Origin of the sequence: Pseudoalteromonas sp. TAE79 (assembly GCF_000498015.1) — a bacterium.
In the GTDB taxonomy this organism is placed as follows: domain Bacteria; phylum Pseudomonadota; class Gammaproteobacteria; order Enterobacterales; family Alteromonadaceae; genus Pseudoalteromonas.
Genome location: NZ_AUTL01000248.1, coordinates 39,283 through 54,719, shown reverse-complemented (window position 1 = coordinate 54,719; position 15,437 = coordinate 39,283). Strand labels below are relative to the sequence as shown.

The following is a 15,437-nucleotide window of genomic DNA, read 5'->3' as shown; positions in this document are numbered from 1 at the left end:
ATACCAATCTGCTTATATATGGGGTCTATTTAACGTTAAGAAAATTACGCTAGAACTAGGCAAAAGTTTTTATATCTAGTTGTTCTAAATAAAAAACTTTTAACGACGTTATAGTGCAATTTAATTCGTTAAATTGATCAAAGATTTATGCAGGTTGGTATAAAACCAAAAAAAGGGCCTTACGGCCCTTTGAGTTAAATAACGAAAGGGAGGTTATTAATTAAAAACGGTATTCTGCACCTACGTAGTAGTAAGCACCGTTAAATCCAAATGGAGCCGAGCGACGTGAGTAGTCAAACACACCTGAGCTACTTATTACTGTGTTGCCACTAGCATCCACAATAGTACCTGAGCGAGAGTTACCTATTTCGTTTTTATCTGGGTAAACGTCAAACAAGTTATTTGCACCAATGTTTACCGACAAACCTTCAGTAACGAAGTAGTTAACTTTAACGTCAGTTAAAATTTCTGCGCCATACGTTTGACGTCCGCCATCTTCTACTGTGTACTCACCAAAGCGATTAAGTGACAGGTTAACTGTCCAATCATCACGTTGATAAAGTGCACTTAAGTTAATGCGATCCTCAGGTTGCCACTCTTCTATAATAGAGATATCTTCCGCTGAAAATATATCGTCTACACTTACTGTCTCAAGGCTTGAGCCAGCAGGAGAAAATAACGATACAACATCTGTTTTAGTGAAGTTAGCTGCAAGTGTAAAATCAAGCGTACCGCCTAAACCTTCAGTGTTCCACGTTGCTACAAAATCAACACCACGAGTTTCAGTATCAGCACCATTTAAGAAAAACTGCCCTACGCCAGCCCCCGCACTATTTAATGCAGCATCAAGGCTTGTAGATAAACCTTTACCTAAGCGGTCACTAATTACAATACGGTCGTCAATATCAATTGAATAGTAATCAACGGTTACATTAATATTATCTGTAACGTTATACACAATACCTAAACTACGGTTTTGTGATTTTTCTTCTTTAAGCTTTGGAATACCTAAGCTTTGCGCAAGTGTTGAATCATTTCTAAATGTACCAACCTCTTCTGCAACTAAATTACCATTAGTACCAACAACAAATTGCGTACTTACGTTATTAAAGTAAAGCTGCTGCATTGAAGGCGCTCTAAAACCTGAGCTTAATGCACCACGTAGTGAAATATCGTCGGTTACAGACCAGTTACCAGCAAGCTTAAAGTTTACTGTATCACCAAAGCCTTTGTAGTTATCGTAGCGAAGTGCACCCGATAAAATTACATCTTCAATCACATAAGCTTCTGCATCTATGTAAAATGAAATTACATCACGCGATTCATCAACTGATGACGCAGGAGCTGAACCACCAAAACCTTGTGAACCACCTGATGCATCTTCAGAACCAACACCACCACTTAAGCCGTTGTAAATACTTACACCGTTGGTTGTATCGTAATCGCGGTATGCGTACTCATTACCTTCTAAAATGCGATATTCGTCAGTACGGATTTCTGCACCCATTGCTAAAGAATAATCATCAAAGTTTTGCGTAAAATCAATGTTGATTGTTTGCAGTGATAATTCCATGCCGTAAGCGTACGCTTCACGTGGGATAGTTGTACGAATATCAGCAGCACTTAAACCTTGGTCATAACGTAAAAAGTTAGCGTATGAGGCATTGATAGTGTCACTTGTCGTGTAATCAATGCTGTTTTCACCGTAGGTGTAAGACAAATCAAGACTTGCATCGTTATCAAACTCAGTTTTATAACCAAAGTTGTATGAGATATCGTCGATAGTTGTATTAATTTTTGGTAAGAAACCTAGCGGAATTGTCGCATCGTTATCTTGCAGTACTGGGTTACCACCTGCATTTGCATTATGACGGAAAAATGCAGCCGACTCGTTTTCACGTGTTGAGTAAGTAATAAAGCCGTAAAGCTCGCCATCACCTAACTCGTAACCGGTATTAATTGTTAAACCAAACTGCTGAGAATCAGCATCACCAATTCTAAAAGTATCACGATCGGCTGTCAGTTCTCGCGGATCGCCAGCAAGTAAAGTACCGTCACTTAACTCTGTACAACCATAAAACTGACAAGAGCCATGTAAACCTGCACGGTTAGTCGGTGCACGGTCACGGTAATTGATAGTTGTATTTAAATAACCGTCATCACCTAGCGCAAAGCCTTTATTAAAATCAAGGTTGATGGTTTCGCCATCACCTTCTGAATATTGGCCGTAGTTAATAGCCGCTTTACCGCCTTCGCTACCATCTTTAAGTACAATATTAATAACACCAGCAATCGCATCAGAACCATACTGAGCAGCAGCGCCATCACGTAATACTTCAATGCGTTTAATTGCAGAGGCTGGAATTGCATTCATATCAGTACCTGCAGTACCACGCCCAACAGAGCCATTAATATGAATAATACTTGCTTGGTGACGACGTTTGCCGTTAATTAACACCAATGTTTGGTCAGGGCCTAAACCGCGAAGTGTCGCAGGTCTTAAAGCATCAGTACCGTCACTAATTGCAGAGCTTGAAAAGTTAAATGAAGGAGCGATAGACTGTAGCATACGACCAACTTCTGTTTGGCCTGTATTTTCAAGCGCTTCTGCACTTAAGATATCTACTGGAACGGGTAAATCTTCAACTGAACGTCCTGCTACACGGCTACCGACAATAGCTATTTTTTCAATTTTTTCTTGAGCGACTTCTTCTGCTGCGTTTACACCTTGCGAATTAACTGCAAGTAAGGCTGGTAATACTGCTGCACTGACCGCTGAAAGCTTCATCATGTTGTTATCATTCCTGTTGATTTGTTTGAGTTTTATACTCAGTAAACCATTTTGATCAACAACCGCATCGAGCTCTGTCCCACCTAGTAATGCCTCTAGGGCATCTAGTTGAGTGTAAAATCCATAAACTGAATTTGCGTCATACTGCATTGCCAACTCATAAGAAAACACCACTGTTTGCTCTGTTTGTTTAGCATATTCAATTAAGGCTTTGTCTGCTCGCTGCGCTTTTATATCAAATTGCACCATTTGCCCAGTGGTTTGAGTTGCTGCTTGTACACTCAAGCTAAAAATAGCCGGTGCAAGCACACTAAATCCACTCAATAAATGCGTTTGGTTACTGCGCAACTTATATAAACAGCTGACAAACAAAAATCCTCTATGGCTTTGTCTCTTTTTTTTAATGTTTTTTTTACGTTCAATCTTTATTGATGCAACTTTATCTAACATTAGTCTGATTTGCATAACGTCTACTTATGATTCTGTATGGTGTTTTAGCGTTACTACATGCTCACCTAAACGCTCATGATCAATCGAAAAATTAGTTTGTAAACTTTCTAGTAAACCTTCAACGTCACCCGCTTTAAATACCCCAGCTACTTTAATACTGGCAAGCTCGGCTGAAGAAAGCTCAAAACGTGTCGCGGTATAACGACTTACTTCATTTAAAGCATCGCTTAGCTCTTCTCCGTTAAAAATAAGCATGCCATTTTGCCATGCCAAATCGCGTTGTACGTCGTTCATTGAAAGTTGGGTAATTGGCTTTGTAACACTCTGCTCTATAACTACCTTTTCGCCTGAGGTAACAATGTTGGCATTAATTTGACGAATTTTTTGCGTGCTGTTATCTGCAAGTTGATAATCTTTAAAGTCATTTGCATCAACCGCTACACTAGGGTCGGTGATCATCACTTTGCCTTCGGTAACAACAAGCTCTAAATCTGATGAGGTATTACGCTGTACATTGAACACGGTACCGAGTGCGGTAAAGCTTTTGTCGCCTGCCATAACACTAAACGGACGCGTAGCATCTTTTGCTACATTAAACCGCCCTTCTCCACGACTAAGTAATAACTGCCTGCGGCCTTTGCTATAAGCAACTTCTAGCAAGCTATTAGTATTAAGCTGCACTATGGTGCCATCTGGCAGCACATACGTTGCTTGCTCGCCTACTTTTGTTTTGTAAATTTTAGTGTAATTAACTTTAGCAAGCTCTTCGTTGTAGCCATTTTCTAAGTTAATTAATAAGTAGCTGCATACCATTAACGCTGCAAACAAACTCGCTGCAATTGAGTAAGAAAACATCCACTTGTTTTTTGATGTTTTAGTATTGTTGCGCTGAGGAAATAAATGACTTAATTCGTTTAATACTGAAAGCTCATCCCAAAGCTGAGCAAGCTTGTATATAGAGTCTTGATGTGCGGTGCTTTGCATCATCCATAATTTAAATTGCTCTTTTTCATCATCAGTTAAACCACGATCAATCGCGCTTATCCAATCACATGACTTTTCTAAGATTAAATCTTTTGAATTAAATTGATGAACATTACTCATTCTGCGACCCTCTTAACTGATATAGGATGTGCCTGAGCTTTAGGGTTCGTTTGAGGGCTTTGCTCATGTTCACGCATGTACAACATGGTTTGTAACAATCCTTTGGCAATGTGTTTTTCAACAGTGCTTTGGCTTAACTGCATTTGGTCTGCTATCTCTTTTTGGCTCATACCGTAAACTTTTTTTAATATAAAGCATTTACGAATCGATGAGCTTAGTTGCTCAGTAGCTCTACAAAAAAGTAAAAAACGCTCTTTAGATGTGTATTCGTCTTCGAGCTTCATTGATTTGAGTAATACGGGTAATTCGTTATCATTTTCTAACGAATCATTAAATTTGTTGTCCCACTTAGCTATATGGTTGAGTGCTAGATGTTTTGCTGTTTTTAGCATATAACTACGGGTAAACTGGATGTCTTGTTTTAAATCAGCTTCATAGCTTTTTACAAAGGTTTCTTGCACAATATCTTCTACATCGTCGGGTTGAACAATGCGCGATACAAAACGTTTGAGCTGTTTAGAAATATCAACAAATGTTGACGTGAACTTTACTTTTTTCGTCATCCTTAACATACACCTGTTGTTATTTTTATTACCGACAGGTTACGAGTTTTTGATATAAAAACAAGCTCAAATGTTAATTCTGGGTTATTTAAATGGATAGGAAGATAAATGAGTAAATTTTTAGATTACATCCGACTTAGCTTCTTTGCATTCGGTTTACTACTTGGAGTGCAAATTCCTGCATTTGTAAGCGATTTTGGCCAAGCATTATCAGCCCAATTAATTGAAGCTAAAAATGCCATTGCACCATTTAAAAACGATGCCGCTAAGTATTTTAATAATGATTTAGATAAGCTAATAAAACACTATAAAAATATTGATGATGGGATTGTGAATAAAGGTGCAAGCAATATCAGTACACTTTACACGCGACAACAAGACTTACAAATCGCTGTAAATAGGTTTGCGCAATCTCCATATATTTTTACATTGATCAGTGGCATGAGCGATGTAAAGCAACAAGTGTGGCAACGCTTTGAAGGTCAAATCATTTTAAAAAAAGACTCTATAATAGCCGCCATTATTGCAGCCATTATAATTGCCTTACTTGCCGAGCTTACTGGTTATTTGTTGTTAACTGGAGTAAAACGCTCATTCAAGCGCTTATTCGCAGCTCAAAAATAGTGATTTCATAAAATCATAAAACACATCGGTTTTACGGGTAGTTAAGCTATTTTGCGGACGCAAAAACCAAACTGGAGCATCATCTTGTGCCATTACACCGGGCATAACTTCAACTAAAATGCCATTTTTAATATCTTCATGAATAGCTATCATTGATTTAATTGCAATGCCATGACCCGCAATAGCTGCTTGAGTCATATTATCGGAATTAGAAATGGTAAAGCGTGTTCTCGCATTAAAAGTATGTATTTTACCTTGTTCATCAAAAAGCTTTAATTGGCGCTGCCACGGCAGGCAAACCCAATAGTGTTCGCTTAATTGAGCTAAGCTTTTAGGCATACCATATTTTTTTATGTAGCTAGGAGCTGCGCAAAGTATACGTTTGTTGTTTACTATTTTTCGCGACAGTAAACCGGAATCATTTAATTGCCCTACACGAATTGCCACATCTTGTGCGTCATCAACCACATTTACAAAATGATCCGTTATTAAAAAATCAAGCTTTAGTTCAGGGCAAGCTTGCTCAAACTCATTGAGTTTAGGCATTACGTATTTTGAAAAAACCCAAGGCGGCATGGTCACGCGTAGTAAACCACTCACCGATGAGCTACGCGCGCCAATACTATGTTCAGCATCGTGTAGAGCTTCTATTATAGCCCCCACACGCGTATAAAATATTTCACCTGCGGGAGATAAGCGTACTCGCCTGCTATCTCTAAAAACAAGTACTGTAGCAAGCTCACGCTCTAGTTTACTTAAGCGATGGCTCACCGTTGCAGGCGATAAATGCAGCTCGCGGGCAGCAGCAAGCACGCCCTTATTTTCAACTACAGCTATAAATGTTTCTAGGTCGCTTAAATTATACATAAAGATGCCATTGTGCACTTTTCAATGTTTAATATTTTCGAATGAAGCTTTCAGTATTGCAATGTTTATTTAAATATCTAAAACACTATAATTGCAAATAGTCTAATTATTGAGGTTCAATCATGAGTTTAAAAGCGCAAATAGATGCCTATAACGTACAAAAAGATGCCAAATTACCGGCTGACGTTTTGGCACTAATGAACACTACAAACGAAGAGCTAATTGCACAGCATATTAAAGACAATGCATTGCAGATTGGTCAAAAAGTAGAAAACTTTAGCTTAGCCAACCATAACGGCGAAAACATTGAGCTTGCAGATTTACTAAAAAAAGGCCCGGTAATTATTAGTTTTTACCGTGGTGGCTGGTGCCCATATTGTAATTTAGAACTAAAAGCACTTAACGACTACTTACCACAATTTAAAACTCAAAGTGCTCAGTTAATCGCAATATCACCACAACTACCTGATGAAACTCTCTCAACTGCACAAAAAAACGACCTTGAATTTGACGTGCTTTGCGATGTGAGCAATAAAGTAGCTGAGCAATTTGGTTTATTGTTTACACTTGATGAGCGTATTCAAGCGTTATACACACAATTTGGTATTGATTTTGAACACTACTACGGCGATAAAAGCTTTAAATTACCGCTACCGGCCACCTATGTGATAAACCAAGAAGGTGTAATTACATACGCATTTTTAAGCGAAGATTACACCCTACGCGCAGAACCTATTGATGTTATGACAGCACTTGAATCGGAGAATAATTAATGTCTATTTTAAAATCGTTAAAAACACTTACTCTTTCACTACTTGTGGGCACAAGCCTTGTATCTGGTTATGCAGTCGCTGATGAACCAAATGAACAAGCAAAACCTAAAGTGCTTATTTTTGATGTAAACGAAACCCTACTTGATTTAACGTCAATGCGTACCTCTATTGGTAAAGCACTAGGCGGACGTGAAGATTTATTACCACTTTGGTTTTCGACTATGCTGCACCATTCATTAGTAGATACAGTAAGCGGTAGCTATCACGACTTTGGGCAAATTGGGGTGGCGTCACTTCTTATGGTTGCTCAAAATAACAATATTGATATTACTAGTGAACAAGCTAAAACAGCTATTGTTACGCCTCTTTTAACGCTTCCTCCACACAGCGATGTTAAAGAAGGACTGGCAAAACTTAGAGCTCAGGGCTATAAATTAGTAAGCCTTACAAATTCTTCAAACAAAGGTGTAAAGGCACAGTTTGAAAGCGCTGGTTTAATGTCTTACTTTGATGCTCGTTACAGCATTGAAGATATTAAAATTTACAAACCAGACTTACGTGCTTATGAATGGGTACTTAAAAAGCTAAACGTAGCACCAAATGAAGCAATGATGGTTGCAGCCCATGGCTGGGATGTTGCTGGCGCAAAAGAAGCAGGCTTACAAACCACTTTCATTGCACGCCCAGGTAAAGCACTTTACCCATTAGCTAAAAAACCAGATCACGTTGTGAAAGATTTACATGAATTAGCCGCTCTACTTAAATAAGTATGCGCTGATGAATCAATACCCAAGCGGCCAATGTTAGGATGACATTGGCCGCTTTTTTATAACTCCCCCTAAATATGTCTTAGTGTAATTATTTTCATAATCAGTATGTTAGAAATTGAATGTAAACAAAGCATTTAGCCCAGTATGAGTTATTTTATCTGCTAGCAATTTAGTACTCACAACGCTACTATTAAATAAATACGTGGTGGAGAACATAATGAATAGTGAAAGATTAGGTGAGTTTGAGCAGTACTTTCAAATTAATGAAAGTATAAGAGTGAATTTATTCGCTGTATCGAACGGACAAGTGCCTAAATCGCAGCTTGAGCTAGAAGACGACATTCCCCCACTATTTAGATTAGCAAATGAAGTAAGTGAACTTGAGCAAAGCTCGTTACGCCCACTGCGTAACTTGGGCGATATAGCACAAGAGCTTGCTACATTTTTACAAGCCCAGTCACGTAAAATAGATTTAATAATGAGCCATATTTTGGCCTCAGAACAAGCGCAAGATAATGCAATTCAATGTGATAGCTACGGCGGTGGCGGTATTCGCTTTACATCACCCGAAGTACACTCAATTGGCCAAGCGTTTAGAACAAAACTATTTTTGCACCACGAAGCCTCTGCGGTTTATTGTTACACCGAAGTTGTGGCAGTAGAAAAACAAGATAGCGAACATTATCAATACACCATGCTCTTTACCGCAATTAGAACCACTGACCAAGAACTGATTGTTAGAGCGAGTTTACATGCTCAAACCCGCCAACTTAAAAAACGTCAAGAACTTGATCAAAACCAGGCCGACCTAAACAGTGATAATTAGCTGACATCTTTATGTAAAATGCTAAACTAGCGTCATCTTAATTAGTATATAAAATTCATGAACTTTAGACTTTTACCAGAATGGGCCGAGCAAGACGCTGTTATGCTTACATGGCCTCACAAAGACACCGATTGGGCTGATAATTTAGCACGTGTAGAACCTGTATATATTGAGCTTGCTAAGCATATAACAGCGCAACAGCAGCTTGTTATTGTGGCGCACAACAGTGCCCTAAAAATGCATATTACAGCATTGCTAAATAGCGCTAACGTCTCTCTTAATCGTGTTCATTTTGTAGTAACACCTACCAACGATACCTGGGCTCGCGATCATGGTCCGCTTACTTGCGCCGCTATTGATTCACCAGATCAACTAAAAGTATATGATTTTACTTTTAATGGTTGGGGCAATAAATTTGAAAGCGCATTAGACAATCAAATTAATCGTGCTTTGGTAAAAGAGCTAAGTAGCACAAACAACCAATATCAAGCGCTCGATATGGTACTTGAAGGTGGCGGTATTGAAATAAACGAGCATGGTGTGTTGCTAACAACCAGCGAATGTTTGCTTAACAAAAACCGCAACCCAGATTTAAATCCTGCTGACATAGAAGTACTTTTAAAAGAGCACTTGGGCGCGACACGTTTTTTATGGGTTGATCATGGCCATTTAGCGGGCGATGACACCGACAGCCACATTGATACTTTAGTGCGTTTTGCTCCAAATGATACCCTTGTATATGTGCAGTGTGATGATAAAACTGATGAGCACTTTAGCGCACTTGATGCAATGAAAAAACAACTAAAAACCTTTAAAACTGCCGATAACACCCCATATACCTTAATTGAGTTACCGTGGCCAAAAGCCGCTTATGACGATGAGCAAACACGCTTACCGGCTACCTACGCTAACTACTTAATTATTAATAATGCTGTGCTTGTGCCAACGTATAATGATGCCAATGATGAACGTGCTCTAGCACAAGTTCAAAAAGCATACCCACAACACACTATTATTGGCGTTAATTGCCAACCAATAATTGAACAATTTGGCAGCCTGCACTGTATTACAATGCAATTACCTCGTGGATTTTTAGCTGGAGCAGAACAATGACAAGCCCTGCAAAATTAACCGTTGCATTAGTGCAACAAAGCAATACCGATAACGCTCAGCACAATATGGCAAAATCAATAAGTGCCATTCGTGAAGCCGCTCAAAAAGGTGCAAAACTGGTTGTACTCCAAGAGCTACACCGAAGCCTCTATTTCTGCCAAACCGAAGATGTTGACGTATTTGATTTAGCCGAAACCATTCCAGGCCCTAGCAGTAATTCATTAGGTGAGCTTGCTAAAGAGCTAAGTATTGTAATTGTCGCTTCTTTATTTGAAAAACGCGCTACAGGCCTTTATCACAACACCGCGGTTGTATTAGAACAAGATGGCAGTATTGCGGGTAAATACCGCAAAATGCATATTCCTGATGATCCTGGTTTTTACGAAAAATTCTACTTTACCCCAGGTGATATCGGCTTTGAGCCTATTCAAACCTCGGTGGGTAAATTAGGCGTGCTAGTATGTTGGGATCAATGGTTTCCTGAAGCTGCACGTTTAATGGCAATGGCAGGCGCTGAGGTGTTAATTTACCCTACCGCTATCGGTTGGGATCCTAACGACGACATTGCTGAGCAAACTCGTCAAAAAGACGCGTGGGTTATTAGCCAGCGTGCCCATGCTGTTGCCAATGGTGTACCGGTAATTAGCTGTAACCGTGTCGGCCATGAAAGTGACCCAAGTGCGCAAAGCGATGGTATTGCGTTTTGGGGGAATTCGTTCATTGCAGGCCCGCAAGGTGAATTATTAGCAGAGGCTAATAATACTGATGAGCAAATTTTAGTGGTTGAAATTGATCAAAAACGCTCAGAAAACGTAAGACGTATTTGGCCGTTCTTGCGTGATCGACGAATTGATCACTATAAAGACCTAACAAAAATATACCGAGACTAAGTAACCTTAACTCAAGATGGCTCTTACTTGCTAAGAGCCAACTATAAATGGAGTAATAAATGGCGTTTGAGCAATGGGCAGCCTTGCCTTGGGTAAAATCTCATAAAGATAAAATTCAATGGGGCCAGCTAAGCGGAAGTGGTTTAAGTATTGCTATTGCTGAAGGCGTTAAACAACAAGATAACTTAGTCTTAATTGTTACGCCTGATACACCAAGTGCACTGCGCCTTGAAACAGAGTTAGAATATTTATTACCCGATAACCCAGTCATGGTATTTCCTGATTGGGAAACTCTGCCATACGATCATTTTTCTCCCCATCAAGATATTATTTCAGCCCGTTTGGCCACTTTAAACACCTTAAAAAAAGAACAACAAAGTGTGTTAATTGTGCCTGTATCTACTTTAATGTTGCGCACAGCCCCGGCCTCATTTATTTACGGTTCAACAATAAACTTTAAAGTGGGCGACAAGCTAGACACTCATAACTTTCGTGACAACTTAGAGCAAGCTGGTTATTTAAATGTTCAACAAGTAATGGAGCACGGCGAATACGCTATACGCGGCTCTATCGTTGACTTATACCCAATGGGTAGCCCACACCCATTTAGACTCGACTTTTTTGATGACGAACTCGATACTATTCGCTTATTTGATGTAGAAACACAGCGCTCTGATGAAAAAGTAGATAAAATTGAGCTACTTCCAGCGCATGAATTTCCTACTAACGACGCTGATATTGAACGTTTTAGAATAAGCTACCGTGAAAAGTTTGGCGCAAGCTCGCAGCAAGATTCAGTATACATGCAAGTAAGCAAAGGTAACTGGCCTGCAGGTATTGAATACTACATGCCGTTGTTTTTTGAAAAGCTCGCGACTATTTTTGACTACCTGCCAGATACAACAACCGTTATGCAGCTGGGTGATTTAGAGCATGCGGCAGATAACTTTTGGCACGATGTAAATGTACGCTATGAAAACCGCAGAGTTGACCCACTTCGTCCATTACTTGAACCTAATGCGCTTTATCAGCCAATTGAAGAGCTGTTTTCTAATTTAGGCAATTTTGCACGTATTAGATTATCCCTTGCAAAGCTTGGCACTAAAGCGGGTAATAAAAACTTAAGCGTTAGCGAGTTGCCAGCCATTCGAATTGATCATAAACAGCATGAACCTTATGGCGCGTTTATAAATTATGTAGCAGAGCAAAAAAAGAAAAAAGGCCGCATATTACTCAGTGTTGAATCCGATGGTCGTCGCGAATCATTGCTGAGCATTTTAAAACCAAGCGGTTTAAAATTTAAAGAATTTGAAACACTCGAACAATTCACAAAAAGCGCGAGTGATGTAGGTTTAATAGTAAGCCCGCTTGAACAAAGTGTCGTACTTGGCACTAAACCAAGCCTATCTATTATTACCGAGCAAGAACTGCTAGGCATAAAAGTATCTCAGCGCAGACGCCGTAAGCACAAGTACGAAGCCAGCCAAGATGCACTAATACGTAACTTAGCCGAGCTTAAAGAGGGCCAACCTGTTGTGCATCTCGATCACGGTGTTGGGCGTTACCAAGGTTTGCAAACAATTGATGCTGCAGGTGTAATTACTGAGTTTGTTACGATTACTTACGCAAGTGAAGCTAAACTATACGTGCCAGTGTCGGCGCTGCATATGCTGAGTCGTTACTCTGGTGGCGAAGAAGCTAGCGCCCCGCTGCACAAGCTTGGCTCAGATGCATGGGAAAAAGCAAAAAAACGTGCGGCTGAAAAAGTTCGCGATGTAGCAGCAGAATTACTCGACATTTATGCACAGCGCCAAGCAAAACCCGGTAATAAGTTTACGCTAGACGCCCCTGCATATCGCCAATTTAGCGATAGCTTCCCGTTTGAAGAAACTGACGATCAGCGCAACGCCATAGAAGCGGTATTAGGTGATATGCAATCAAAGCAAGCCATGGACCGCTTAGTATGTGGTGACGTAGGCTTTGGTAAAACAGAAGTGGCCATGCGCGCTGCTTTTGTAGCGGTTAACGATGATAAACAAGTGGCAATTTTAGTGCCTACCACTTTGCTGGCTCAGCAGCACTATGAAAACTTTAAAGACCGTTTTGCTGATTTTCCTATTGAAGTAGGTGTACTTTCGCGCTTTAACTCCACTAAAGAGCAAAAAGATACGCTTGAAAAAATGGCAAACGGTAAGCTCGATATAGTTATTGGTACACATAAACTTATTCAGCAAGATATTAAGTTTAACGATTTAGGCTTACTCATTGTCGATGAAGAACATCGCTTTGGTGTTCGCCAAAAAGAGAAAATTAAAGCACTGCGCGCTGATGTAGACATACTCACACTAACTGCAACGCCAATACCGCGTACACTTAACATGGCCATGAGCGGAATGCGCGATTTATCAATTATTGCAACGCCACCGGCTAAACGTTTAGCGGTTAAAACCTTTGTACGCCAACGCGATGTAGAACTAATACGCGAAGCCGTACTGCGAGAAATTAAACGCGGTGGCCAAGTGTACTTTTTGCATAACAATGTAGAAACTATTGAGCGTGTTGCACAAGAAATTAGTGAATGGGTGCCAGAAGCAAGCGTAACCTCAGCCCATGGCCAAATGCGCGAGCAAGAGCTTGAGCAAATAATGACTGACTTTTATCATCAAAAATACAACGTGCTTGTATGTACTACGATTATCGAGACCGGTATCGATGTACCTACAGCCAACACCATTATTATGGATAGAGCTGATAAACTTGGCCTTGCGCAATTACACCAATTACGTGGACGAGTTGGCCGAAGCCATCACCAAGCGTATGCCTATTTACTCACAGGTGACCCCAAAGCACTTTCTAAAGATGCGAGTAAACGCTTACAAGCAATCGAATCATTGGAAGATTTAGGCGCGGGTTTTGCCCTCGCTACACACGATTTAGAAATTCGTGGCGCCGGTGAGTTACTTGGCGACGATCAATCAGGTCAAATGCAAACTATAGGCTTTAGTTTGTATATGGAAATGCTCGAGCAGGCCGTAAATGCACTACGTGAAGGTAAAGAGCCAACGCTTGAAAACCTACTTCAAAAACAAACCGAAGTAGATTTAAAACTAGCTGCCCTATTACCTGATGACTACATACACGATGTAAATGCACGTTTAGGCATGTACAAGCGCGTTGCAAGTTGTGCTAACCTTGACGACATGGACGAATTACAGGTAGAACTTATAGACCGTTTTGGTTTACTGCCAGATGCAGCCAAAAACTTGTTCAGCTTGCAGCAGCTTAAAATGCAGGCCAGTAATTTGGGTATAACAAAAATTGAGGCAAACCCAAAAGGTGGTTATTTTGAATTTAGCCAAGATACCAAGGTTAACCCTAGCTTCATCATTGGTTTGATACAAAGTGCGCCTAAGGTGTACAAAATGGATGGCGCAAATAAATTGCGCTTTGCAATTAGTGAAGCTAACGCTCGCGAACGCTTAAAAATGGTCACTGCAATGATTGCAGATTTCGAAAAAAAGGTTAGCCATTAATGTTGCTAAAAAAATCGCTGGTTATTTTATGCTGCTTGTTTAGCAGCACTGCATTTGCAGAACGCTGGTTTGAGGTTGAGGTGCTTGTATTTAAACAGCGCCCAGCTCCGTATTTGCAAGAAGATTTTAGCCTTAAGCACAAAGCTATTGAGGATAAAAACTCTCTAGATTTAATGACCCCTCTTTATACAGAGCAAGCAATGCAAGCCTGTATAGATGGTGATGAGCGTTTTCAAAAACGCTCTTTTACAGATTCATTAGTAAATTCAAACCCGCAATCGGGTGTATGTGGTGACAGTACAAACTACCTACAAAGCTATGATGAGCTACCTGTTACACCTCTAGCGCCCGCTAAAGATGATATGCAGCAAACTTATTTATTAGCGCCAGAACAGCTGCAATTTAAAGCGCAGTACCGACAGCTAGATCGCAAAGGATTAACACCTATTCTACATACAGGCTGGCGCTTTGAAGGCGCAAGTAAGTCGCGTGCACCAAGCATGCATTTAATCGCAGGTAAACACCTTAAAAGTGACTCTAACTTAACCCCTAGCTATTCAAACCCTGATTTTGTAAGTTTATTAAATTCACAACCTGAACTATTTAACGACCCGGAGCAATCAAAGGCAGAATGGGAACTAGACGGTTTATTTAAAATACACTTACGACATTATTTATACATTACAGCTAATTTTGATATTAGCCAAAAGCTAAAAAATGGCGATATAGAGTCAGCCCGCTTTTCTCAGTTTAGACGTGTAATAAGTGGTGAAGTACATTACTTTGACCACCCACGAATGGGCATGATTGTCCAAATCAGAAAATTCAAACATTAATACTAAGTAGGATATAACAATAAAAAAACTCCTTATCATCGCAGCTACATTAAGCCTTGCGGCTTGTTCTAAGGTAAGTCTTGAGAGTTACGAGAAAATCAAAGTAGGTATGGATAAGACTGAAGTTGATACCATTTTAGGCTCTGCGGATAACTGTGTTGAAAAAACACTGCATACTAATTGTGTATGGGGCGACGAAGCAAAAAATATCGAGATCACGCTAGTATCAAACAAAGTAACTTTATATAGCAAACATGGTTTAGCTAATAAATAAATTTAAAAAAGGGACTGATTTTA

The 15,437-nt window shown here is 39.9% G+C and carries 13 protein-coding genes; 9 read left to right on the top strand and 4 right to left on the bottom strand.

Features of this window, described 5'->3' with window-relative positions:
- Nucleotides 1-220 precede the first annotated feature (220 nt).
- Genes L655_RS0119825 through L655_RS0119815 form a run of 3 tightly spaced genes read right to left on the bottom strand, consistent with a single transcriptional unit; the run spans nt 221 to nt 4,908 of the window.
- Nucleotides 221-3,256 (bottom strand): TonB-dependent receptor, encoded by a 3,036-nt coding sequence (locus tag L655_RS0119825; RefSeq protein WP_024606047.1) that lies wholly within the window; start codon nt 3,254-3,256, stop codon nt 221-223.
- A gap of 9 nt (nt 3,257-3,265) precedes the next feature.
- On the bottom strand, nt 3,266-4,345 hold the full coding sequence (locus L655_RS0119820) for a FecR domain-containing protein (RefSeq protein ID WP_024606046.1): 1,080 nt from the start codon (nt 4,343-4,345) through the stop codon (nt 3,266-3,268).
- Nucleotides 4,342-4,908: an RNA polymerase sigma factor gene (locus tag L655_RS0119815; RefSeq protein WP_002961494.1), complete on the bottom strand. Its 567-nt coding sequence runs from the start codon at nt 4,906-4,908 to the stop codon at nt 4,342-4,344. The genes L655_RS0119820 and L655_RS0119815 overlap by 4 nt, the downstream gene beginning before the upstream one ends.
- Before the next feature lie 108 nt (nt 4,909-5,016).
- On the opposite strand from L655_RS0119815, the gene L655_RS0119810 reads away from it, so the two are divergent.
- A complete protein-coding gene (locus L655_RS0119810) occupies nt 5,017-5,532 on the top strand; it encodes a DUF2937 family protein (protein ID WP_024599129.1) in 516 nt (171 codons plus the stop codon).
- Here L655_RS0119810 and L655_RS0119805 read toward each other — a convergent pair.
- Complete coding sequence (locus tag L655_RS0119805) at nt 5,512-6,399, bottom strand: LysR family transcriptional regulator (protein WP_024606045.1); 888 nt, start codon at nt 6,397-6,399, stop codon at nt 5,512-5,514. The two genes, L655_RS0119810 and L655_RS0119805, sit on opposite strands and share 21 nt — an antisense overlap.
- Before the next feature lie 122 nt (nt 6,400-6,521).
- On the opposite strand from L655_RS0119805, the gene L655_RS0119800 reads away from it, so the two are divergent.
- From L655_RS0119800 to L655_RS0119765, 8 genes are all read left to right on the top strand, one after another.
- A complete protein-coding gene (locus L655_RS0119800; protein WP_024597236.1) occupies nt 6,522-7,172 on the top strand; it encodes a peroxiredoxin-like family protein in 651 nt (216 codons plus the stop codon).
- Nucleotides 7,172-7,939 carry a haloacid dehalogenase type II gene (locus L655_RS0119795; protein ID WP_024606044.1) on the top strand — a complete coding sequence of 256 codons (768 nt, stop codon included), beginning with the start codon at nt 7,172-7,174 and terminating at the stop codon, nt 7,937-7,939. Before L655_RS0119800 ends, L655_RS0119795 begins: the two co-directional genes overlap by 1 nt.
- A 220-nt stretch (nt 7,940-8,159) precedes the next feature.
- Nucleotides 8,160-8,768 (top strand): PilZ domain-containing protein, encoded by a 609-nt coding sequence (locus L655_RS0119790; RefSeq protein WP_007585675.1) that lies wholly within the window; start codon nt 8,160-8,162, stop codon nt 8,766-8,768.
- A 57-nt stretch (nt 8,769-8,825) separates the two neighbouring features.
- A complete protein-coding gene (locus L655_RS0119785; protein ID WP_024606043.1) occupies nt 8,826-9,881 on the top strand; it encodes an agmatine deiminase family protein in 1,056 nt (351 codons plus the stop codon).
- Nucleotides 9,878-10,771, top strand: a complete 894-nt coding sequence (locus tag L655_RS0119780) for a carbon-nitrogen hydrolase (protein ID WP_024606042.1) — start codon at nt 9,878-9,880, stop codon at nt 10,769-10,771. Before L655_RS0119785 ends, L655_RS0119780 begins: the two co-directional genes overlap by 4 nt.
- Nucleotides 10,772-10,830: 59 nt before the next feature.
- On the top strand, nt 10,831-14,304 hold the full coding sequence (gene mfd, locus L655_RS0119775; RefSeq protein ID WP_024606041.1) for a transcription-repair coupling factor: 3,474 nt from the start codon (nt 10,831-10,833) through the stop codon (nt 14,302-14,304).
- Entirely contained in the window at nt 14,304-15,140 is an 837-nt protein-coding gene (locus L655_RS0119770) for a peptidoglycan binding protein CsiV (protein ID WP_024606040.1), read from the top strand. The genes mfd and L655_RS0119770 overlap by 1 nt, the downstream gene beginning before the upstream one ends.
- A gap of 19 nt (nt 15,141-15,159) precedes the next feature.
- Nucleotides 15,160-15,414 (top strand): lipoprotein, encoded by a 255-nt coding sequence (locus L655_RS0119765; protein ID WP_024606039.1) that lies wholly within the window; start codon nt 15,160-15,162, stop codon nt 15,412-15,414.
- The last annotated feature ends 23 nt before the right edge of the window (nt 15,415-15,437 follow it).